The 23,097-nt window shown below is 57.9% G+C and carries 20 protein-coding genes; 1 reads left to right on the top strand and 19 read right to left on the bottom strand.

Annotation, left to right across the window (positions count from 1 at the left end):
• Positions 1–32: 32 nt before the first annotated feature.
• Positions 33–2,024, bottom strand: a complete 1,992-nt coding sequence (locus tag JJQ51_RS15880) for a hypothetical protein (RefSeq protein ID WP_269244881.1) — start codon at positions 2,022–2,024, stop codon at positions 33–35.
• A gap of 162 nt (positions 2,025–2,186) precedes the next feature.
• On the opposite strand from JJQ51_RS15880, the gene JJQ51_RS15885 reads away from it, so the two are divergent.
• Positions 2,187–2,522 carry a hypothetical protein gene (locus tag JJQ51_RS15885; RefSeq protein ID WP_269244882.1) on the top strand — a complete coding sequence of 112 codons (336 nt, stop codon included), beginning with the start codon at positions 2,187–2,189 and terminating at the stop codon, positions 2,520–2,522.
• A 216-nt stretch (positions 2,523–2,738) separates the two neighbouring features.
• Here JJQ51_RS15885 and JJQ51_RS15890 read toward each other — a convergent pair whose 3' ends face one another.
• The 18 genes from JJQ51_RS15890 to JJQ51_RS15975 form a co-directional block, all read right to left on the bottom strand.
• Positions 2,739–5,342: a hypothetical protein gene (locus JJQ51_RS15890; RefSeq protein WP_269244883.1), complete on the bottom strand. Its 2,604-nt coding sequence runs from the start codon at positions 5,340–5,342 to the stop codon at positions 2,739–2,741.
• A complete protein-coding gene (locus JJQ51_RS15895; RefSeq protein WP_269244884.1) occupies positions 5,342–7,009 on the bottom strand; it encodes a hypothetical protein in 1,668 nt (555 codons plus the stop codon). Before JJQ51_RS15895 ends, JJQ51_RS15890 begins: the two co-directional genes overlap by 1 nt.
• Positions 7,010–7,103: 94 nt before the next feature.
• Positions 7,104–11,108, bottom strand: a complete 4,005-nt coding sequence (locus tag JJQ51_RS15900; protein WP_269244885.1) for a transglycosylase SLT domain-containing protein — start codon at positions 11,106–11,108, stop codon at positions 7,104–7,106.
• On the bottom strand, positions 11,108–11,581 hold the full coding sequence (locus JJQ51_RS15905; protein WP_269244886.1) for a hypothetical protein: 474 nt from the start codon (positions 11,579–11,581) through the stop codon (positions 11,108–11,110). The genes JJQ51_RS15900 and JJQ51_RS15905 overlap by 1 nt, the downstream gene beginning before the upstream one ends.
• Positions 11,568–11,936: a hypothetical protein gene (locus JJQ51_RS15910; RefSeq protein WP_269244887.1), complete on the bottom strand. Its 369-nt coding sequence runs from the start codon at positions 11,934–11,936 to the stop codon at positions 11,568–11,570. Before JJQ51_RS15910 ends, JJQ51_RS15905 begins: the two co-directional genes overlap by 14 nt.
• The gene (locus tag JJQ51_RS15915) at positions 11,933–14,626 is read right to left on the bottom strand and encodes a hypothetical protein (protein WP_269244888.1); all 2,694 of its coding nucleotides are present in this window, start codon (positions 14,624–14,626) and stop codon (positions 11,933–11,935) included. Before JJQ51_RS15915 ends, JJQ51_RS15910 begins: the two co-directional genes overlap by 4 nt.
• A complete protein-coding gene (locus tag JJQ51_RS15920; RefSeq protein ID WP_269244889.1) occupies positions 14,619–15,143 on the bottom strand; it encodes a hypothetical protein in 525 nt (174 codons plus the stop codon). Before JJQ51_RS15920 ends, JJQ51_RS15915 begins: the two co-directional genes overlap by 8 nt.
• Positions 15,144–15,238: 95 nt before the next feature.
• Positions 15,239–15,499, bottom strand: a complete 261-nt coding sequence (locus JJQ51_RS15925; protein ID WP_269244890.1) for a hypothetical protein — start codon at positions 15,497–15,499, stop codon at positions 15,239–15,241.
• Positions 15,496–15,957: a hypothetical protein gene (locus tag JJQ51_RS15930; protein WP_269244891.1), complete on the bottom strand. Its 462-nt coding sequence runs from the start codon at positions 15,955–15,957 to the stop codon at positions 15,496–15,498. The genes JJQ51_RS15925 and JJQ51_RS15930 overlap by 4 nt, the downstream gene beginning before the upstream one ends.
• Positions 15,958–16,086: 129 nt before the next feature.
• On the bottom strand, positions 16,087–16,356 hold the full coding sequence (locus tag JJQ51_RS15935; RefSeq protein WP_269244892.1) for a hypothetical protein: 270 nt from the start codon (positions 16,354–16,356) through the stop codon (positions 16,087–16,089).
• A gap of 12 nt (positions 16,357–16,368) precedes the next feature.
• Positions 16,369–17,205 (bottom strand): phage capsid protein, encoded by an 837-nt coding sequence (locus tag JJQ51_RS15940; protein WP_269244893.1) that lies wholly within the window; start codon positions 17,203–17,205, stop codon positions 16,369–16,371.
• Between the two features lie 229 nt (positions 17,206–17,434).
• Positions 17,435–18,379, bottom strand: a complete 945-nt coding sequence (locus JJQ51_RS15945; RefSeq protein ID WP_269244894.1) for a hypothetical protein — start codon at positions 18,377–18,379, stop codon at positions 17,435–17,437.
• Positions 18,380–18,386: 7 nt separating this feature from the next.
• Entirely contained in the window at positions 18,387–18,674 is a 288-nt protein-coding gene (locus JJQ51_RS15950; RefSeq protein ID WP_113367067.1) for a hypothetical protein, read from the bottom strand.
• Positions 18,674–20,314 (bottom strand): portal protein, encoded by a 1,641-nt coding sequence (locus tag JJQ51_RS15955; protein WP_269244895.1) that lies wholly within the window; start codon positions 20,312–20,314, stop codon positions 18,674–18,676. Before JJQ51_RS15955 ends, JJQ51_RS15950 begins: the two co-directional genes overlap by 1 nt.
• Positions 20,314–20,487 carry a hypothetical protein gene (locus JJQ51_RS15960; RefSeq protein WP_269244896.1) on the bottom strand — a complete coding sequence of 58 codons (174 nt, stop codon included), beginning with the start codon at positions 20,485–20,487 and terminating at the stop codon, positions 20,314–20,316. The genes JJQ51_RS15955 and JJQ51_RS15960 overlap by 1 nt, the downstream gene beginning before the upstream one ends.
• A 50-nt stretch (positions 20,488–20,537) precedes the next feature.
• Positions 20,538–20,822, bottom strand: coding sequence for a hypothetical protein (locus JJQ51_RS15965; RefSeq protein WP_269244897.1), 285 nt, complete (start codon positions 20,820–20,822; stop codon positions 20,538–20,540).
• Between the two features lie 3 nt (positions 20,823–20,825).
• Positions 20,826–22,409 carry a terminase large subunit domain-containing protein gene (locus JJQ51_RS15970; RefSeq protein ID WP_269244898.1) on the bottom strand — a complete coding sequence of 528 codons (1,584 nt, stop codon included), beginning with the start codon at positions 22,407–22,409 and terminating at the stop codon, positions 20,826–20,828.
• Positions 22,396–22,899, bottom strand: coding sequence for a DNA-packaging protein (locus JJQ51_RS15975; RefSeq protein ID WP_269244899.1), 504 nt, complete (start codon positions 22,897–22,899; stop codon positions 22,396–22,398). The genes JJQ51_RS15970 and JJQ51_RS15975 overlap by 14 nt, the downstream gene beginning before the upstream one ends.
• Between the last annotated feature and the right edge of the window lie 198 nt (positions 22,900–23,097).

Below are 23,097 nucleotides of genomic sequence, written 5' to 3' on the forward strand. Positions count from 1 at the left end.
GAATTATGTCCGCGCTTTTCCCACTTGGCTGATCAAAGTCGCTCAATAACAACCCTGACTTTGAATGCTGGAGTGCCGGTTACGCTGTTGAAAGCGACACGCCATTTAAGAATTTCGTTCGCGGCATAAGATCCGAGGGCAACACATTCGCAAATGAACGATCCGGCAAGGACGCCGCCTGTCGAGGCCAGCGTAGCCGATCCCTGTTCGAAGCCCACATTCTGCCCATCATTGTAGTTCACGTAGAACTGAAGCGTCCCCCCCGTGCCCGCTGCGGTGATCGTCAGATAGTAGCTGACGCGGAACAGGCCAGTCTGGCGAACCTGATAGGCGCTCTGTAAACCAATCGCCGCCGTCTGGCCCGTAAGAAGGGTATTGTAAATTTCCTGCGGGAGCGCCGTATAGAGGTTGGCGATGCCGCGCGGATAATTCCCACCATTCGTGTCGATCGAGCCGAAAAATTCATTCGGGCGCGCAAGATTGCCAGGAGTGCCGACGTTAGACACAGATGACGTGCCGAGATCCACGCCCCAGAACATGTTTGACGCGGGCCATGCGCCGCCCGTAGTGACGCCATAATCGAAGACGATAGCCTGACCGGCGGCAAAGTTGATGAGATGCAGGTCATGGAACTGGTTGCTGTCAGACGCCCCGAAGTAGACGCCCTGAGCGGACGTATTGGCTGCATTTCCGTTCCAGATCGTGACGTTGGTGAAATAATTATAATCGGTGTTGGTGCCGATCGCATCGGTGCCGCGGCCCGCAATGATGATGCCACGAACAACGCCGGAGGTGCCCGTATTGATCGCCAAACTATCCCATCGATTGGCGAGAGAGTCAGCGTTCGTCACAGACCCGAAGACGGCAACCGTCGTCGACGAGATAGCCGCCGCCGTTGCTCCGGACATAGTCAGATTTTTGCTATCGCCGAACTGACCGGATGAAACGGAAATATTCGTTGATGCCAGTCCAGCACCATCAAGATAGAGGTTCTGAACGCCCCAGCCCATGACCGGGCCTGCAATCTGGATTTGCGGAGATCCTGCCGGACCATTGTAAATCAGCGCCGTAGGCGGCTCAGACGAGAACGCGCCGAACCATGTATTCGGCAATGGCGGCTGCCCTTCGCCAACCAGAAGCATCCCGCTGCGGGTTGACAGCACACCCGTCCCACCGTTGCCGAGAGATATTGTGCTCGAATGGGAATAGAGCCCACGTTTCAGGATCACCTTGCCGCCTGTGACGGGAAGGTGGTTGATGGCTTGCTGGATCGGCGGCGCATTATCGGAAAGCGTGGAAGCTGCGCCAAACCAAGAAGCGTAGATGGTGGCCGCGTCATAGATGCGGACCCATGCGCCAACCGTGGCAGCGACGGCGGTTGCCTTAACGTAAATACCCTGCAAGGCATCGCCGGAGACCAATGCAGAATAGTCGCCAGTCTTCCAGAGGAAGAAGCCTTCGCGGCCGCTTTCGGTCAGATAAGCATACTGGTCTTTCGTGGGATCGAGCGCAGCAAGTGCCGTTCGGGTAGGAACGAATGTCGCGACAAGCAGCTCTGTCCGGATGTCGGCATACGTTTCATCCTGAAGCGTCTCTAGACCGGCAGTGCCAAGCGTGATGTTGGCCAAGGCGGTTAGTGTCGCATTCAGTGGCTGATACGGGATCGGGGAAAACGTTATTGTGTCCGTGCCGACGATCACCGGATCATCGCTGATCACGACGAAGAAGGAATTTCCGCCCGCGAGGCCTTGGTTGACGAAGACCGCCGTGCCATCGCGAACATCCCTCGTCTTGTTGAAATCCTTCGACCGGCGCCATTGGCCCGTATCGGCCACATAAATGCCGTTCTCATAGCCAGCCGTCTGGTTCTTGACGAGGACGCGGTCACCAGTGACGACAGCAACACCGTCAATGGTCTGCTCGCCATAGAGCGCGATGTTGGCCGTGGTGGCAACTCGGCACGGTCCCTTGATCGCCGTGCTCGAAGAGAGCCCGTCGGTGCGGTCAATCTGAATGGATGTCATGTTTGATTTTCCCATAGAAAAAGGCGGCTCCGAAGAACCGCCTTTGTTGACTTGCGAAAATATTATGCGCCTACTGAATCATTAGCTTGGCGTCCTTGATGATGGACTCCGCGAAGCTTAATTTAAGAGCGACTATTCATCCGCAACAATGGAGTGCAGAAGTTGCGTCTCCCAATTTATTTATTGTTTTTATTTGTGGTCTCGAACGCCACTGCGGCAACCTTGCAGACTCCAGAAGATGCGGTGCTCGGTTACAACGCCTGCATTATGAGACAAATTGATCGTTTCAAAATATCCTGTGATCGGCCTGACTTTGTTGCGCTAGCGATTGAAGAAAGCTGCAATCAGGAAATAAACATCTACAAATCCGCTGTTGTCCGTTCTTTTGGTAAATATGAAGATTTGGTGACGACGCTACAGCAGGCTAGACGAGAGACCGCAATTGCGGCGATCGTTGAATGGCGGCTCACTCACACTTGCGGTGGCCAAGAAAAATAATGACGAATGATACCAAGAAGTTTTTCCAATTTATCGGCGCCATCCTTGGTCTCGGCCTGATAGGTGGCTTGATTGTCGCGCAAAATCCGCCTCGCGTCCTCGCTCTCCCCCTTGGAATAGCATGGATTATCGTCTTTCTCGGAGTCACTGGCTTTATCGTAGATGGCAAAAAAGGCGCCAAGGACTTGGTATCCACTACACTTTTGACTTGGGCTTTCATAATAATCGGGGCAGGTCTATTGCTGTGGCTGGCAATAGCGGGCGCTGACCATAATCTTTAAGGCGCTGCCGGTTCTGCCGGTTGACGTAGCCGGGGCTCGCCCAATTTCGCAGTGCATTCAAAATCAGAAAATCCAGCGCCGGTCTCGCATATGTAAGATTGGCGTATGGCGCGTTGTTAATCGCGAAATTCAGCAGATCCCCGCCCGTTGTGAGAGGCTTGCCATTCAACATCTGATCTCGGGTCTTGAGCGGGATATTTATCAGATCAGAAAAGGTGCCAACGGTTGGGCCGGAAAACGTCTCAAGAGCACCTTGCCCGAACCGGTTGGCCTGACCGAACAGGAAGTCGCCATAAATGCCGAGCGCGCCGCCCTGTGTAAGGGCTGCCGTCATCACCTTGGGATCGAGCGGATTGCGTGGTGGCCAATAGCCTTTGGCCGCATCCTTCATGGTCATCGCCATGTAGCCAGCAACTGTGAGGCCAGCGATCAGAGCCCCAAGATGTGGGGCATTGTTCATGATGCGCTCATATTTCGTCGCCCCTCGCCCACCAAAGAGCGCCCGGCCAAGGATCCGCTGAGAGAAGGCGATCGGGAAACCCTTGAACTGCATCACGAAACGTGCCGCCTCACCGGCAAAGGTGCCAGGCCGCGTACCGAGCGATGCGATACGCCGGCTCGCCGCGTCGGTCTCGACGATGGCATAGTTCGTTTCATCCGCCACATAGCGGAGCAAGGATAGCTCAAGCTCGCGCCGACCATCGTTCAGGATTTCAGCGCGGCGTTCATCCGTCTTGGCGCCGGCCAATCGATCGGCAACCACAGGAGCCACGGCTTCATCAGGAAGATCGCGGATGGCGTCCGGTGTGATATAGCTGCTGCCATTGACTTCGCGCCGCGTGGCCTGCCTGATGGCGTTCCACTTGGTTTCATCGATGCCATGCAGCCCGAGAACATGGGAGAAGTTCGCCGGCAGCTCAGAAAATGCCTTGTCCGCCCGCATGCCGATCTCAGCAGCCACGGTGCGCCCGACCACCGATCGGCCCACATCGGTCCACCAGTTGAGGCCGGACCACTTGAAGAACTGCTCGGTAAGCTTGCTCATCTTGCCGATGGGGCCATCATTGGCGAGGCCATGCGAAATGACTTCGCCGATCATGCTGTCAAAGCCTTCACCGAACAGATACGAGATTTCAGCTTGCTCATGCTTTGGCCGGCCATGGAAGATACCGCTGATCTGCTTGACCATGCCATTGAAGAAGCCATCGCCGCGGAACATGGAGGCAGAGGCAGCGCCGACAACGTCCGTCGGCATGGCGGTCAAGACCGCGGCGCCAAGCTTTGCCATGCTCTGGACGGCACGGATATCATTGCCTACCTTGGCAGCCGTGACATTGCCAGGCCGTGAGATAATCCCGGACATGACATCAAACGCCCCTTTGAGCGGGCCGGCATCCGTAGTCAGCTTCTGGATCGCCTTGACCTTTTGTTCTGGCGTAAGGCTGGGATCATCGCGCAGCTTGCGGCGCTCGGCCTCGACAAGGCTATTGAACATGATTTCCGGGTTCGGCCCGAAGGTATCCATCTGGGCCGCCATGCTTGCTGCACGGCGCTGATGAGCCATGATGCCATAGATGGAGTTGCCGTAGCCAAAGGCATCGCGATAAGCGATGGCGTTCTCGGCATCCTTGAAATGCAGAACGCGGGTCTTGCCGAGCGACTTCGCCAGATTGGCGGGATTGACCCGCTGCCCCATTTCCTTTGCCGTCGCCTTGTTCGGAACGCCCGTGATGATCGTGTCGTAGATATCGCCTAGGATCCTCTTCACGTCATTGGCGGACGATGCATCCGGGAATGTCCGGTTGAGATCGAGCAATGGCGCGGTGCGAGCAATCCATGCGTCCTTGCCAGCCTGGATCATCTTGAGGTCGTCATGGACCTGAGCGCCAGCCCAACCGTCGAGCTTGCCGATCGATGCACCGAACTTGTTCAGCTCCGTCCGGCTGGCTTCGATGTGCTTGGCAAAGACGCCGGCAAGATACTTGGCATCGTCATTTCCAGTGATGCCGGGCTTTCCGCCTTCCTTTAGCTCGCCCATCTCGCGAAAGACATCATCCGATAGCCGCTTGTCGGCCAAGGTATGGATGAGATGCGGCCGGTCCTTCTGGATTTCCGACATCATGGCGCCGACATAGCGGGCTTCATAGCCGAGACGACGGGCAAACACGGAATCACGCGCGCCGGCGATGCCCTGTTGCGAACCCTCCATAACCGCAAGCAGCGCGTCACGAGGTGAGAGGCCAGCCGCCTTGAAGGCTTCAATGGTGCTATCGAGCCGATCGCGCGCCAGAATGTTTAAGGCTGTATGGCGCTTTTGAAGGGCGGCGGCGATCCGCGTCTTCTCGGCGATGTCGTCGGCTCTCGCCTTGATCCGATCCTCGACATTGTCGGTTATGCCAGCGGCCTTGAGCTTGGCGCGCTCTTCCATGGCAGCCCTGTACGCAGCAGCAAGGTCGCGGTCGGTAAGATCACCGCCTGCCGCCTCTGCTGCGGCCTTGGCAGCGCCATAGCAAGCCGAATTCTTGAAATCATCAGCCATCAGATCGTGCACCCCGCGAAGGACTTGAGAGCTTCGCTATAAGCATTTGCGGACTTCACCGTCTCGTCGGCGACGTCGAGCGCCGCCATATCCTCTTCCGTCAGACGGCCAGAGGATCGAAGCTGTTCGATGTCCGCCATTTCCGGGAAATCCCCGGTCTCTGGATTGACCCGGAACTGTTCGGCCATCTCTCGGCTTGCTTCCGGGCGCGCCACGCGCTTTGCCGCTTGGACTACCGCAGGATCGATTTCGGTTGTTGGCGATGAATTGTCCACCGATGGCCGCGAAATCGCGCTTGTCGGCCGCGCCGTCGGATCGATCGGCTGCTCAGTCCCGGGCGTTGGCGTAGCATCCGTCATCACAGGTTGATCAGGCTGGGCGAAACGGTTCTGCCAGAACTCGTCACGCTTCTGGGCAAAGAGCTGATCGGCCCTCTGTTGAAGCTGCGCCCGTTCGATTGCCACCGGCTCGGCTGCTGCGCGCCGCGCTGCCAGGCTGTCGTCGATATGCTCGATTTCCTTCACGATATTATCGTCAATGCCGGAGAGATGGTCACGAAGCTGTTGCCGGATTGTATCCCGCCGCGTCGTCGCAAGCGCCCGTTCAGCATCGTTTGGGGCATTGGCAATCGCTTGCTCGGCAGCCTGCAAACGCTCGGCCATCTGATCGGCCTGGATCATCTGTCCGCGTGTCTGCCCATACTTCGCATTGTCGAGCGACTGAGATTGAAGCCGGGCGATTTCAGCCTGATTGATATCATGGGTCTTGTTCAGCGCATCGAGGCGAGCGAACGTCTCCGGCTCGGCTTCACGCGCCATGCGATTGATGACGACCTTCGGCAATTCCTGATCGGCAACCCGCGCCACCATCTCGGAGCTTGCTGGCGAGAGATTGACCTCCGAATTGTTGATCATGCCGTCTATGGCATCGTTCAATGCGACCCGGGAGGTCTGCACATTGTTCAGCGTGGCAAGCCGATCCTCTGCCTCAGCCTTAAGGGCGGGCGAGACGTCACGACCGAACTTGCCATGCAGCGCCCCGAAAGCACCGCCGATGAGGGCAGCCATGGCGATCTGAGAAACGGTCGATTGCCATGAGGTATCATCACCAAGCTCGGTTCTTGTCGGCGCCGTGACCAATGCACCAAGGGCCGCGTTTCCAGCGGCATCGATAGCGCCGGATACCGCCCGGCCCGCAACCTGCCCAAAGCGTGCCACATTGGCGCCGACGACCGCTTCGCCTGCGATCGGGATGTAATTGAGCGGGTCAACGGCCGACCCGGCAAGATTGCCGATGAACGACGTGACGGGCCGCTTCTGTCCGTAGAACTCTCGGACTTTTCGGGCATCATCCATCTCGGCAAGAGCGGCGGCGCGATCTGGTGTCATGCCCTGCTGGAACGGGATATCCTTGCGGAATGATGGCGAGGCTTCGTATTGATCCTTCGTCATTGGCTCTGAGCCATCATAGGTCGTGCCAAGCGCACGCCTTATGAGGACTGCGGGATCAATAGCGCGATTGATGGTACCAAGCACGCCAGAGACTGTACCTCCATCGCTCGGTGGAGCGGCTTCAGGTATCGAAAGATTGCGCGCCGCAGTGCCAAATCCAAAGCTTTCCAGCGCGCCGCCCTTGGCCTGATCCCAGAACGTCGAGCCAAGGGACATCGGTTGATCGAGTGCCGATGTCACAAAGTCCGTATCGCTGAGACTTGCGCCGGTAGGATTCGAGATGAACTGAAAGCTCAAAAGGATGCCCCGATCATTTAAGGGTTATTCTCACAGGAACGCCCGGCTTTGAATCGGGTGCGATCTTGCGTCCGATCTCCGCAGCCAGGTTCTTCGGGCTAGTGAAGGCGGCCAGGGCCTGGACAAGTGAATTGTCATCCCAGCTTCCACCCTTGGCTTTGTTGAAATCGTAGGTATCAGTGATGTGGACCACACCATTGTCGACCTTGTAGCGGAAGCCTCCAAGGATATCCTCTGGCATGCCGCTGCCGACATAATCCTTGTAATCGATCTTGCCCTCAGGCTTGCCCTGCTTGAGGACAAGGGCCTTTAGCTTTTCCTGCTCGTCGGGCTGAAGATCGTTTTCCGTGATGGTAGCGGTTCGACCGCGCTGGATGATATCGTTGTAGAGCTTGAGCTTCGTGCCGCCGATACCAGCGCTTTCCGCCGCCGAAAGAGCTCCGAGGAAGCCGCGCTCTACCGGGCTGAGGTTGCTCAGGTCGGCGGAGCCCTGGTCAGGGGTTGAGTTTTTTTTTACGTCAGGCTGCGCATCCACCGGCTGACCGCTCATCCATCGGCTGGCTTCCGGCGAAATCTGGTTGCTATCGACAGTTCCACCCTTGAGATATTGCTGAACTTCCCTTGGCTGAACCATGCCGGTATTGGCTTGCCCCGCCGAATAGCGGGTGCCAGGCTCGTTACCGCCGATCGGATTGGCGCGGCCCATGTCAAGCACCTTGTCGATCGGAAGCGATAAAGGTTGACCATTGCTCCCCATGACGAAGGCGCCTGTATATGGATCTCGCAAGCCAATTCCATTGCCGGCCGGAACGAAGACTCCATTTTGTAGGACGTCGTCCATGCGATTTTGAACCGTCGCGTCGAGAATTGCGCGAGTACCGTCGGCGCTTGGATTGGCATAGTATTTTGCTTGCGCGTCATGAAGGGCGGTTGCATAGGCGTCGGCCGCATCGCTGTTCTTGAATACGCCGAGGTTCTGGCCCGTCTGGTGATAGAGGTCTATGGCTTCCTGATCCGAAAGAATCTTTCCGTCGGGAGAGACGGTCGGAACAAGGATTTCCTTTCCATCTTCATTGAATGACATGGAACGAACCGTGCTGATCGTGCCATCGTCATTTTTCACAACCGGACGCGCTGCGAGATCGATGTTTCCTTTGGAGATCATTCCTTCAAAGTTGCCGGTCGGGCCTGGCGGCGGCTTCGTCCCGCTCAGGATGCGATCCTTTTGCTGGTCAAGCGCCGCCTTGAACGACGTCTTCGCCGCCTCAAGCCCAGCAGTAAGCAATGACGTGTCCGTATTCGATGGGACCGGAAGATTGGCCGAGACAGACCCGGAGCCATTGTAAACTTTTTGATCGCCGAACAAGTCCTTGCTTGCCCCGGCCACGGCCGATTGAAGATCCTGGCCCTGAGAAATACGGAGCTGGACAGCCTTCTTCATGAGATCGCTGCCGCGCTGCGCCCGCTCAAGCGAAGATGCATCGCCATAGCCAACGCCATAGGATGCATCGCCGATCTGGCCAGGAGCCCAGACCGATGAATAAAGCTCATTGTCTATGTCGGTCGGCTTGACTTCGCCGCTCTTCGGAAGCTTGGCAGGATCGACAAGGGCCGCCTGCAGAAGGCGATTGGCCGCGCCTTGATCGCCACGCGCTGCCGCCTCGACGACACCCTCGGTCATGGCCGGAAGGCCTGCATCCACCAATTGCTTGAAGACGGCCTGTCTTTGGCCTTGATCTGGCGTCGAGAAGATAAGCCCAGTCACTGCGCTAATGCGCTGCTGATCCGTGGCGTCAGGACTTTTGAAGGATTCGACGGCCCTATCCGCAATAGACTTCGGCAGCAACTCCATCTGCTGCATGCCGAGCTGTTGCTGTGCCGCCGCGGTCGCCGCCATGGCCGGCTGATAGTTACCGCTTGTGGCGGCATCGTTCCAAGCCTGCTGGACATTCGGGAAAGCCTGCATAGTATAGGTGGCAGGATCGGCCTTACGCGCGGCAAGCGTCTGCGATGCAGCCTGAGACAGGGCCGTATATTTCTTCTCTTCCAAAGCGGCATCATTGCCGGAAGACGTCGGGACCGATGCCTGAACAAGCTTCTGGATATCGTTCGCCGACATGGTGCGGAAGTTATAGGCAGACTGAGCAACATCCAGCGATGCCGTGAAGGCGTCATATTTCTGCTGGCCTTCCTGCGGACCATAGGCGTCAACGAACTGCTGCTGCGTCGGCGTAGAGCCGGAATAGCTCCCGGTGTTCTGAATGGCGACTGGCGCGTTTTGAACGACGGTCTCTATGTTGCCACGAGCTTCAACCTGCTGCTGCTTCAGCTTCGTGGTGGCAAGCTGATAAGCGACCTGCTGATCTTCCGGGGAGATCCGCTTGACCCAATCCGGGGCACTCGAAACAGGCGCTCCGGCCGTGCCGCCACGCGTCGATGCATCTTCGATATGCCAATTTTCGTTGGCAAGCGGGAACTTCAGCCCATAGGCGCCGGCATTCTGATGAAGCCAATCCACGACATTTTGCGGCGCATCCTTGAGAGATTTACCGTTGTAGGAAAGATCAGCAGCGGTTCCGTTCTGATGGTTCGAGCCGCCCGGCTTTGCAATGAACGCAGACATGCCAGACGCTTTGAACTGGCTCGCCCACTTCTGCCCAGCAGCAACCGGTCCCATGGAAGCGACGTCGCTGTCCCACGCCGCTTTATCAAGACCATACTTGGCCGCATTGGAACTGATGATCTGCGCTTGCTCTTCCGGGGTGCGAGCGCCGGAATAAATGCCAAGGCCGCTGCGTATTTCGGGCGGAGCCGATTGGATCAGATTGGAAAGCTTGTTGCCAAAGCCTTCCTGCATGCTGTCGATCGATCGTGCACCGTGGCTGGAAATGCTCGTCAGAAAGTCACGCGCGGCCGAAGGTCCGGTTTCTGCCATGGTACGGCCGGGGACCGATGGAGCGCCGGCTCCAGTTCCAGCCAAAACCTTCTTGTAATAGTCGGCCGTCTCTTTCGGAATGACAGAATCGTCGCGACCGGCGGCAAGCCATGCGTCGGCGCGGGCTGGGCCGCCATTGTACGCGATCAGCGCGGCTTCTTGATCGCCGCCATATTTCTGAAGCTGCTTGTCATAATAATAGGTGCCATACTTCTTGCTGACATCCGGGTTCTTCAGATACTCGATCTTCTGCGCATCGGTGCCATTGACCGGAAAATTCTTATCGCCAAGCTCTTGCGCGATTTCCGTTCCGGTGGCAGGCGTCACCTGCATAAGGCCCGCAGCACCCTTGGCGGATACCGCATTCGGGTTCCCATTGCTCTCCACTTGCATAATGGCGCCATGAACGGGATTTCCGTTCAAGCCCCAACTTGCAACCTCCGAGGGGTTCGTTTCAGCAAGCAGCTTCAGGCGATTGGTGTCGGCGCCCTCAACATACTGCTTCCTGCGGGCATCGGCGGCGTCAGGTGTCAGCAATCCGGTCTTGAGGCCGGTTTCGATAGAGCCTTCCATGGCGGCTCGGGCCGCTGCCTTCTGCTCGTCTGAAGTCGTCGGATCGACGTAGATACGGCGCTGGGTCTCAAGACTATTGTCAAAGGCTACGGTCTCGGCCTGCTTACCGAGCGCGCGAGCCTTATCGCCGATCGCATCATTGACCCGCGCGGCATCCGTCCCGGCCTGTATCTTCCACTTCTCACGCATCTGCGGATTGCGGATGAGGTTCGCCGCGTTGTTTACGACATCAGCCGTGTCCTTCGGCGCACGCTGATTGAACGTCGAATAGTCGGGATCGTCAGTGAATTTGTTCTGAGTGTCGATCAGGCCTTGGGCTTTGGCGGCCTCGGCGCGCGAGATGTCGACTGTGTCCTGCTGCTGCTGGATATCATTGCCGATCGAGGCGACGCTTTGCCCAAGGCTGGCGAGACCCTTGCCAATGTCGGTCGTATCCTGCGTGGCGACGTGGCGCCCACTGACGAATGTGGACGGCTGCGACAGGCTGAACTTTGTCGGGAGGATCGCCATTAACCGAATGCTCCACTGCTGATGCCCTTACTGATCCCGCCGGCGGCCTGCCCGAATCCATTGAAGATGCTTCCGAGCAGCGATGCCCTTCCAGTCCGTCGCGTTGCCGCTGCCTGATCCGTAAAGCCTGCGGCGCGGGAATATCCGGTGTAAAGCTGCGTATCAGCGTTCAATTGTCCCTGCCCTGCCGTATCGCTCATGAGCTTGACAATGGTCGGCGCATCCGTGCCGGCGCCGCCGCCAGATGAAGCCGCAAGGGCTTGGGCGCGGGAGTTCGCAAGATCGGCCTGTTGTTTGGACTGCGCGGCCTCGCGCTGGGACGAAGCCATCTCTTCCTTGGATTTGGCGTCAAGCTGTTGTGCCTGAAAGTTGGCATCGTTTTTGGCAGCGACACCGCTTGCCACAGTGCCGACGGCGCTAACAGCCGTGCCGGCTGCGCCCAATAGGCCGCCGATCAGTTCAAGACCGCTCATATCGCCATACCTCTATTCCGTGTTCCTTCGCGTGGAAGGAAAATCCCAAAACCTTGAGCAGCTTTTCTGAAGTCTCGTATTGCGCGTCACGCGGGGTAAAGACCTCGCGCTCGCCAAGCTGTTCGGCCTTCAGCATAAGCCGTTTGAACCGCCTGACGACCGTCAGGGCATAGGAAGGCTTGCCATTCTCAAGGCGAAGCCATGCCCAGCACCGGCCACCGCCCCAAGCCAATCCATATGAGCCGACGACTTCACCGTCATCGATCCCGACATACGCCACGGCCGGAAGATCGATCTTGATGCCTTCCATTGCTTGCGCCGTGGAAGCATCGACCTGAATAATCGTGAGGCTCATTTCTCGTTCGTGTTCACTTGGATGACGAGGCCGAGAAGCTGCGCGGTGTATGGCGAGTTGATTTCCAGACACAGGCGGGAGTCGGTATTCCATTCGCCCGGGAAGGTGAAGGATTCCTCATCCCGAATGTCGCTCAAGACGATCGCCGGCTGCATCTTGCCATCGGCCATCTGAGGAAGACGAAACAAGCCACGATAGGGATCATCGAAAGAATGGCCGTATTTGATGCCGGCACGAACAAAGTCCGTCATGATCATGCCCAAGCTGTCGACGGTCTTCCGCTGAAGGAGCGCCGTACCGCCTTGAGCACCATAGGCCAGACGAGCCGACTTGAACCGAGCCCGATAAGGCAGACCAACGACCCAATTCGTGACGGCGGTGGGAACGGCGATGTTCCCGCTTCCATCCACGGTGAATGTCGCCGGGACGCCCTCTGATATTTCGATCGGTTCGCCGTCAGCCCATACGACTACGCTCGCGCCAACGAGATGCATGCCGGCATTGATCGTGGTGGAAGCCGGAGAGTTTACGCCGGTCTTGAAAGCATCCACGGTCTTGCACAGCGTCGCTGGCTTGACTTCACTATCGAGCGCCATCTTCTCGATATAGCGCACCACATCGGTTCCAGGCTGCCGCTGGACCGAGAAATACACTCTGTCCTGCACCGTCGATGGCAACACCGCCACGCTTTCAAACAAGCCATCCGTTTCAAGTGGAACGAATGCCAGGACCTGCTGATCCGGCTCGTAGAGAGCGCAAACAGCGGAGCCGTCTTTCAGCACAACCCATATGCGGGTATCAGGTCGGCGCTGAATTGCCATGGCTTTGATGCCCGAGGCAAAGATGTCCGTGGTCAACTTGCTGATCTGCGATGCGACGTAATCCGATGCGCTTCCATCAAAGGTCAGCTCCATGAGCGCTGTATCGGCCCGCTCGACGAATAAGCCGCGCGCATCAATCTTGATTGGGTCGACTGCGGCAACGCCGGTCGTTGAAGAATCCTTGACGCTCAAGTTTGTGGGCGTAAGCGGCTCATCGAGCGATGACGACTTGATGGTTGAAACGGCGCCCTCAGTGCCCGCGAGAAGACGCTGAAGCGAAAGCGCCCACTGGGTGGAGTTAACGCCGCCTGTCGCGATCGAGCGAGAGATCGGACCGCTGTCGCCTTGAACTTCTTCGTCAAAGCTCGCAAAGGCATCGGACACCGAGCCATCGAACCAATCGGCGCCAAACCACCACAAACGACCGTCAGCAAGCGAAACAGCCGATGGCCATCCTTCCACGTCTGACCACTGCCCAGCGCGCCAGTTCTTGGAAAATCCCGTCTTCTTGAAAGGCGTCAGGACTTCCATGTTCATTTGCTGGGTGGAGATATAGCTCGTCGTCCGGCAAATGCCGAAACCGCCACCGCCATCATATCCGAGCGTGATTGTCGCCTCGCCAGAGGTATACTGCCCATCCTTGAAGGCGAACCGGTACCAATAGATCGAATTGTCGTCTGTATCGGTATAGCTTGCCGCCGCATTGGCCGTGAACGTCTGAATATCATGGAAGCCAGCATCTTCGCTGTCATAGGATCGCTGCAGCGTGATCGTTCCAGCCCATGTGCCTGTAATGGAATAAACAAAGGCTCGGTCGCTGCCGATGCCAGTCACCCGGATCGTGTCGGTGTGGCTATCGCTCGACGCCAGAATGTTGCGCGTGTACTGCCCCGTATGATCGATACGGAACATGGCGCCGACATGCGACGGCTTGAAATAAGGCTCCGATGACGAGATCGTGCCGTTGCCGTTCAGCACGTCGGGAAGCATCCGGATCGCGCGCTCTGGAACAGCCTGGAACGGCCCATCGTCCGATTGATAATAGGCAACAGACCAAGACCGGCTTGAACGGCGCTCGATACGCCTCTGTCGATAGCCGACGCATGCCACAAAGCAAACATCGGCGGACTGGGCTATGCGAATATTGGGGAGATCGGCCGTCGTCCAGGGGGTCGGTAGCGTCATGATCCCGGCCGCTTCGACCTGAATGCTGTCCACCGTCTTGTTGATGATGTCTGCGGTGGAAAGCTGGACGTAATAGGAGCCGGTCGGAGTGAAGGCCAAAGAGTGTTCGCCGGTCCAGAGCGTTGTTTCCGAGATATACTCATCGCCGCCAGTCGTAGAACCGCAACGGAAATTGACCGGTCCATGAGTGACGACGATGCGCAAGGCATGCTCGACACCTGGCGATGACGTCGTGACCAAGCGACCGCACTTTGCAGTTGCATCGACATTCTTGGCATTCATGGTCAAAACGCCACCAGAGATCGACGCCAGACCGCCATTGAGGCCGGTCAGGTTCCAGCCGGTGGCAGACGAGAAGTCGCCATTGGTGACAGTGCTGGATACCGCAGATCGCGTGATGACCTGATCATTCAGGATGACGCGAAGGCTCTGGTTGGAGAATTCAAACAAGGCGGCATCAGTCGCGCCGAAGACGAACTCCTTGAGCCGGACTTCGGTCCCGCTGGCGGAAGACGTGATGTATTCCAGACCGGGGCGCATGAAGCCAGGGCCGGTTGCCTTGCACATAAGGTTCGTCTGGATCTCGGAAGCCAGCCGCATGCGCTCAAGATCGACGCGGGTAAGCGCTGTCTTATCCTGAACTCCGGTATTGAAGCTCTGGACATAGGTGTTGACCTTAGCCACGCCGGCGATCTCCCGAATGTCCCTGGATTCGAGAACGTGTCCAGCAGCCCGGCGGCTTCTCTCTCACGCGCTCGTCGACGGCATCCTTGGTCTTTGCGTCCTGAAGGCGAGCCTTGAACAGATTGTAAAGATCGTTGCGATTGCCTTTGTCGGACGAGATCGGAAGCCCACATTCAAAGGCGAGATAGGCTTCGAGCGCCTTGGCAAAGTGCTGCCGCCAAGCTCCAACGTTCCAGCCGTAGGCTTCGTCATTGGAGATGTACCGGACATAGATCGTGCTGTAGGACGTGTGCCAGTATTGCGTCTCGTCCTCGAATTCGCGGATGCTTTCGCGATAGGACGGGTCATAGCAGATGGAGACAGTTCTCACCCAGTCTTCCGGCTTGGAATAGGCATAATCGAAGCCGAACAGCGGCTCGACATCTTCATCAGGCTGCATCTGAGCCGCGCGGATCGCGAAATGCCACAGGCCTTGCTCAAGCATGAAGTTGACGGCATCATCCCATGCAGCGTCCAAGGCGAGCTTTTCGGGCCTGTCCTCTGACAACGACGCAAGATTCGATGGCCCGAGGAGCCGAAGAGCGCCGCGGTAAATTGCGAGACGATCCGCCATTACGTGACCCGTCCGTTAATTCTGTCCACGTATTCATGCTGGAGCCACGAAAGCGCGCCCAGCATTTCATAGACGTTTGGATGATCGCCACTCCACAGTGACAACCTATTGCCTTCTTCGGTGAAGCCGGTAGCGATCATGCTTTGAAGACGCCCGCTCTTTGCCATTTGAAGAACGTCTTCAAGCATTCGCACCAAAGCTTCATTGGGCTCACCTAGTTGTGGCGGCCGTTCACCGAAGAGACTGGTGACATTGCTCACGCGGCGATGCCTTGGGCGCGCTGATAATGATCGACCGCCGCCCGGATCGCATCGACCTTGGATTTCTGGTTGCGGACGATCTCTTCGCCGCTCTTTTCCAAGCGGGTGCGCCAAAGCGTCTTGGGCGTATGATCGACGACATAGCCATCGGGAAGCATGGCTTCGAAGGCCGCCATCTCTTCCTTGCTAAGCTTGGCGGCCGGAGCCTCGGATTCCCACTTACGCAGGAGGCGCGTCTCGACGAAGCCGACGCCCTTGGCCGTGACGCGAAGGGTGAGATCGAAGTTCTCGCCGATGACATCGATCAGGTCATGGACCCGAACCGTGTTGACGTGATGCGTCCAATAGGACGGGCGCGTCACGTCTTCGATCGTATCGGACGGATCGACAACGACATGATGCTGTGCCCGGACATAGTCCGCTGCATGGCGCATTTTTGTGGGGTGAAGCGTTTTCATGACTTGCCTCTTCATGAGCGAAAGGAATGCATAAAGAACCGGCAGCGAGCGGCGGCGTGGAGGAGGACACCGCCGCTCGCATCCCGGTCTAGGTGGAGGCAACACCGCGACCGAAGCCGCGATGAAGCATCAGGTAATGGCGGTAGGAGCCGCTACCGTGCAGGCACCGGTAGCCTTGGTGGCCGTGGTGCACTGGTAGAGCTTGTACTTCGGGCCGGTCGTGGCAACGACATGGACGAGATCGCCCACGCGCATGCCCTTGGTGTAACCGTCCGCAAAGTAACCGGCGCCGACAATGGTCGCGTCAGCATCGGCCGCAGTGGTGTAACGCCAGGTGCGGGGCTGATAGCCGCCGATCTGGGTGTCGAGGAGGGACAAATTATCAGGTACATAAGCCATGTTCGGGTCTCCTTACGAGGCTACGAAGGCAGAGCCATCGTGCACCATCTGCACAATGCCGCTGGCCTGGAGGATCTTGGGACCGTGGTAGACGGTGGCGCGGGACCACGAGGCGTCCTGCTTCTCGTCGTAGCCAACGGCGATCTTCTCTTCGCCCACGTTGATCGCGTAGCCGATGGCGCTGCGATGATACATGTAGCAAAGCTCGTTCGCCGTCCCGAGGCCGGTGATGCGGCTCGATACGATCCAGTTGATGCCGGCCCACTGCCACATCTTGCGCACCGGCATGCCGAACGCCTTGACATCGACATAGTCGCCGGAAGCGAATTCCGTGGTCTGAAGCAGGTAGCCACGGAACGCCGGGGAGATGACGGCGAACATGTTGTCCTGCTCTTCGATCGGAATGTCGTTGTTGCCGAGGATCGCCTGAGCACCGAGAACGGTGTTGAGCGATGCCGTGCCAGAGCCGAAATGCTGGGTGGCATTGGCGAGCTCGGCGAGGATCGTCAGATCGATATCACGGTTGATGACCGCGATGGATGCATTGCGCATCACCGAGATCTGATCGCCCTGCGACGCGAAGACGTTGAAGCCAGTCAGCTCATAGGGAGCGTGCTTCTCGACCAGCGTTGCCGTGTACTGGTTGTTGGTCGGGTTGCCATAGGGGATCTGGCCGTTGGTACCGCGAGTGACGGCGGTATCCGTGCCAGAGCCGGCGACGAGGAACGTTGCCTGGTTGCCGGAGATGACATTCTCCTTGGTCGTGGACATCTTGAGCTGAGAAACCTTCTGCTCAAACTGCGCGACAAGGTCTTTCCTGAATTGGATCATTGCAGCTTCAATGCTCATGATCTCTTCCTTTCAACGAATTGATGGGAGGGGATTGAGCCGGAGCCGATCGAGGGTGGCCGGGTGAGCATGCGGGGCCGTTGCCGGGGTGGCCGCTGTCAGACCGGGGCTTTCACGCTTGGCGATGTTGGAAACTGCAGTCGGGGGCCGTTGCCGGGGTGGCCGTCATGCAGGCATTAAAAAACCCGCCGTCGTGGCGGGCGAACACTGACTGGATGTCAGAATAGGTTCAGCGCTTCGGGCGCTTGAGTTCCTTTTCAAGGATCTCGCGATATTCCTTGTTGAGCCCTTCGGCTTCATATCGATCGAAGTCCGTGTCGCGGATCTTCTCGATTTCAGCCTTCCGGCTATTGTGGCGCGTCTCGGCATCGCTGGATGCGAAGGACACGTCGCCGAAAGCATTGCGGCCTTGGTCGGACGCCCACTGGATGAAGCCAGGGATATCGCCAAGCCGCCGTCCGTCGGGCAGACGAGCTTCCGTCCATGCATCACCGATATCACCGGCACCGGACATGAAGCGCTTGGCAAGCTGCATGTTGCCCTTGTATTCGTCGCGGGACCATGCATCGCGAAGCGCGTCTTCTGCCGTCTCGCGTGCCGCCGTATCCTGCTGGGCTTGGGCTTCCGCCGCCTTTTCAGCCATGTCGACGTACCATTCGGCAGCCATCTCGACGAAGGCCGGCGGCGCGTTCTTGGCGTGGGCGAACTCGGTGAAGCTCGAAAGCACCGGCTTATCGGCGTCGACAAGGCGCTTTGTGACCGGCTCGGGAAGCTTATAGCCTTCCGCCGTCTCGGGAATGCCTTGCTCCTTGCGCCATTCCGCCATGGCCTTTTCGTCCTTGGGATCAGGCATGTCGCGCTTGATCTTGCCGGAGCGGATTGTGTTCTGCGCCTCCTGAAGGGCTTTGACGACGCCGTCGAGCGAGCCATAGCGCTTCAATAGCTTGAGCCGGTCCTCATTGCCGCCGGAAGCTAGCTCGCGCCAATTGTCAGGAAGAGCAGCAGTCGTATCATTTGCCTTTCCGCCATCGGCAGCATCCGTCTGCTGCGTGCTGCTAGCGTCCGCTGACTTTTCAGTGGTGGTCTGCTGGGTACCGGTATCGGTTGTGGCTTGCTCAGTCGTCGCCGTCTGGTCACCAGTTCCCTCTTTAATTTCCGTTGTTGCCTCAGTCATGTTTGCCTCATTGTTCGGCCTTGCGGCCTGCCTTTGCCTCTGCTGCCTTCAACGCGGCAACCGTGGTCATTTTGACGATCTGATTGCCGACGAAGCGCCGACCCTCATGGAACTCGGTTGCGCGAGCCCCGCCATCCTTGTCGGGCCGATAGCTCATGTCGTAGAGATTGGCCGCCTTGGTGATGATCCAGTCCATGCCAAGCTTCTGCTGGCCCTCATTGGCCGTGCCGCTGAGAAGGGCTCGGATCGCCATGACGACATCGAGGTCGTATTCTGCGGGGCTGTGAGCTTCCATTATTGCAATCCTGCCTGCTGAAGTGCCACGCTCGCATCGGCCACGTTCTTGCCTACCATGGACGCGTCATTGAGCGCGGCCGCAGCTTGTGTGAGGCCTTGGACCTGCTTCTGCTGATCCTGATCGGCGGTGGCCTGATCCTCATCCTTGAACCAGTCGGCCGGCGCTCCGGTGCCCTTGACGGCATCCTTCGTCATCTTCTGCAGGTCCATTGTGGCCGGAAGGGTCTGATCGTACTGCGCGCCGGCGGCGATGATCTGGACACTCTCCTGGAACGCGGAGACAAGCGCCCTGCCCTCTGCGGTGTTGAGCGGGCTTTCGAAAGTGAAGGTCACTTCTTCGCCCTGAAGCTCATCCGGCATCTCGCCAAGATCGAACTGGCGATTATGCAATGCGATCTGGAAACCGGCGTCCAGCAACGGCAGATGATACTCGCTCTCGATCGGGCCGAAGAACGGAAGCGCGGCACGGCGGAACTCTGCCACACGCTGGCTCGTCTCATAGGCAGTCATTTCCCGCGTGTCGGGCAGGAAGAGCTTGTTCAGCAAGAATGCTTCGGCAAGCATGCTGCGGACATCGTTCTTCATTTCCAAGCCCATGGAGACGTTGCCGGTCTCGATGGTCTGGAAGAGCTTGCGGATATCGTCGTCGGCTTCCAAGTCGACATATGTCATGCCGCCGGCGTACATGTTGACGGCATCGCGGAACATCGCGCCCTTGGCAACGGTCGGCGGATCGACGGCCTTCTCACCCTGCTCGAGGATGATACGGGCCATCTGCTGGATCATGCGGCCGTCGGGCAGCGAATTGATCGTGGCCGGCGAGAACCCTTGCGGGAAGTTCGACAGTGTCCGCCAGCGCGGCACCACATAATTGAACACCGGAAGCCCGGCTTCCCCGAGGATCTGCTCATGGTCCATGTCCATGTAGATCGAGAGGAACGGGAACTTGGCATACTTACGGCGCATCGCCTTGTCATCGCCGTAGATTTCATCGGTCGACAGCACGATGTGGCGGCAGTTGAACTCTTTGGACGGATCAAGCGTGGCCGCCGTCTTGATGTCTGAATGGACCTTGTCCTTGTAGATCTTCTTCAGATTGCGGGCGGTCTTCTTCATGTTGCGCTGGAGATGGTCGACGGTGCCAACCTCACTGATCATCCATGCGCAGTTCTTTGGATGCCATGGGCGAAAGAGCATATGATCGCGCGTCGGGCTTTCCTCGACGGACATCACGCCATTGCCGAATGCCACCCAATCATGATCGACTTCGATCGTGGCAGCTGTGAATTTGGCGCGACGATCATAGACCAGCCGGCGATAACGCTTTGTGGCATATTCCAGCCAGCGAGCCGGACCGGGAGCATCGTCGATCTCTTCGCGGCCGGTCTTGATTTCGAACCAATCGCCCTGCCGAAGCATGGCGGACGGCGCATTGCCGAGCATCTCGCGGGCCTGAACCGGATAGCTTTCCATCAGGTTCGTGCAGAAATCATCTCCAAGTGTCAGCTCGCGCGTGAAGTCCGAGCGCATCGGATAGTAATTGTCGGCGATATCCTGACACAGGCTATCCCACGGCTGTTTCTTCGAGAAGAGCGCGTTGCCGATACGGCAAAGCTCTTTGGCGCGCGTATCTTCCATCAGGTGGACTGGCCCAGCAGGCTATTGGAATAGGCGGTCGTTCCAGCATTTGGCGTCGCGGCGCGCGTCGTCGGCGTGGTCAATACCGTGGACGTCCGGCCGGAACGCTGCTGTACCGCTGCCGCTGCACGCTTCTGAGCTTCCTTCACGGCTGGATCTTCCGTGTCGGGCATTGGCTGGACCGGCGTAGGCTTTGGCTTTGAGCTACCGAATAGACCGCCCATCATGCACCTCCGATCAGAATGAGAAGAACGTAGAAAACGGTGATTGCCGTCATCAACCATGAAGTGATGGCAGCGCCTGCAGCGAAAATCTGAAGACGAGCAAGTGCCGCGTATTTTCCTGTCTCGTCACAAAAGTCCGCACATTCATGAAACACATGGGCAAGAGCGGCAAAGGCGCAGGAAATCAGTGCCAATCCGACAAGATAATGGCTGGAGAGATAGAGCCCTGTCACAAAGCACATCGCCATTAACATCGCTCCGTAGATGAATAGGCCAAGCCTCATCGGCTATCTCCTTGCTTTGTGTTTCGCGTAGCCCAGATTGACGACGGGCCGAATGTGATCGCGGCGCTCTTGGGCTGCCTTGGGACGCTTGAGGCCACCAAGGCCAGAGGCTGAAAGCATAATGGTAGTGTCGCCCTTGTCAGGCGATCGGCCAAGCCGCTCTCTCATCTCTTCCTTTGGGCCGACGAGGATATCGCCGCCGCTTTTCTTGTTCGGCTTGATCTCGTAGCGATATGCGGCAAGATCTGCGGCAAGTTCAGGATCGGGCGGCAGCGCGATATTCGATCCATATTCAGGATCAAGCTGCTCACGGAACTGCCAGACGACTTGCGCCCTCAGATTATAGAAACGGAACATTCCGTCTCGGCTGGCACCTGATGCCGTCTGGCTTCCCTTGAAGCCGTAGCAATCAACATCCGCATGGGCGAGCTGGGTCAGCGTATCGCCGCCATAGCCGCCGCCAGCGTCGACAACGACGCGGCAGCGATCGCGCATGACCTTGACAATCTCGGCCGCGACGGTCGGACCATCTGGCGTATCCTTGCCATCGAAGCTCTTGAACTGGCTGTACCAGTAATCGTAGCGAGCCTGAATTTGCGTCTTGTCAGCACCGCCTTGGGCAACGTCGGCGGCGACTGCAGTCATCGGCATGTTGGCCGGCGGCGTGGAAATCCACCTTAACTGCGCTTGCCTGATCCACTCCGACGGGATTACCTGCCATTCGTGATCGGCGCGGCCTGCATTGAAATCACCATACAGGAGCTGTGAGCGCAGTGGCTCCGGCAGCGACTGAAGCTTAGCGCGATAGCCCGTGTCCTTCAGGTATGGGTTATCGTTCAGGCTTGCCGGGATGAAGGTACGAGACATGGCCTCGTATTCTTCACCGTTCCGCTCATATGTGCCCGGACCGTCCACCCATTCCGTTTCGCTCGCGACGACAATGGCCCAGCGAAGCTCGCCAGGCGAGGCCTTATTCGGGAATGACGGGTCCAGCCATGGGGCGAACTCGACGATCATCCATTCGCCGTCACCACCGCGAGGCGGGTTCGATCCGAGAATTACCCGGCAACGCTGGCCTTCCCTTGTCGACCGAAGCCAGCCTATCAGGGAAAAGACTTGTTCCTTCAGAAACTCGCCAGCCTCGTCAAAAGCCAGATAATCCTTCGCGTTACCGGCGTGCTTACGCCAGTCGTCCGGCTGATTAAGACCAGCGAACTTCAGCCTACCGCCATCATTACGCTTGAAGACGTTCTCATTGCCGCCGACGAACTTGCCGAAATTCGGCTCACCGACTTCCTTGCAGAACTCAATCAAGCCGTCGAGCTGGACGGCTTCACGGCGGAGGATCAGCCCATTATAATGGCCGGTGAAGTAAGCGCCGATCTCCAATGCCGTCTTGCCGCCGCCTGCCTGACCACCATAGAGCAGGATGTCAGCCTCACTGAGCATCGCCGTCGTCTGCGGTCCAGGGTTCGGAAGGAACGGCTTTTTCAATTCCACCGCAGCCAGAGCCTCAAGCTCTTTTCGCTGCTTGCCCGTCAGGCTCGCGATGACCGCCTCAAGCTGGCTGATATCAACCGTCTGCATTCATGCCCTTGGCGAGCAAAAGAGCGACAGCCTTTGCCAGATCGCGATCGGAGGTGGATTCCGTGTGGATGGGACCACCGTCTGGGCCGCTAAGTTCAGACTTGTCGGCAAGCCCCAATTCGCGAGCGATGATGTTGGCATTCAGGAGGTCCGCAGATGCTCCCTCGAACTTCTGCGTCCGGATCGTCAGCTCAACTCGCGATACGACCCCGAAGAAATCTTTATTAGCGCGGTAGTTTGCCCATGTCTGAAGATCGATATCGAGGAAGATGCACAGACCGCTGATTGTCATGGCCCGCATTTTGGCTACAGGCTCATGCTGATTGACGCCCTGATATGAGGTGAGCTTGTCCTCGTAGAGCGGATTGGCATCCACCCATTCGAAATACTCGACGCATGCGTCCCAGAGATCATCTGGACTTGCAAAAGTCGGGGTTCGTCCGTGGCTGCTCCTAGCCTTCCAGAACTGGTTTCCTTTGGGCGCGCCCATTCACTTCACCATGAGCCAAAGGCCATCGCCAGGCGGTTGGTGTTGTGTCTGGCAGGCGGAAAGCATGATAGCGATGAGCAGAATGAATGTGCCTCTCATTCGTGCTATCCTTTCTTGCCACCACGCTTTGACTTGCGGGCGACGTTGAGAGCAATGGCGACGGCTTGTTTTTGAGAACGGCCGGCCGCCATTTCGGTT

Origin of the sequence: Rhizobium sp. AG207R, assembly GCF_027109195.1 — a bacterium.
GTDB lineage: Bacteria > Pseudomonadota > Alphaproteobacteria > Rhizobiales > Rhizobiaceae > Rhizobium > Rhizobium dioscoreae.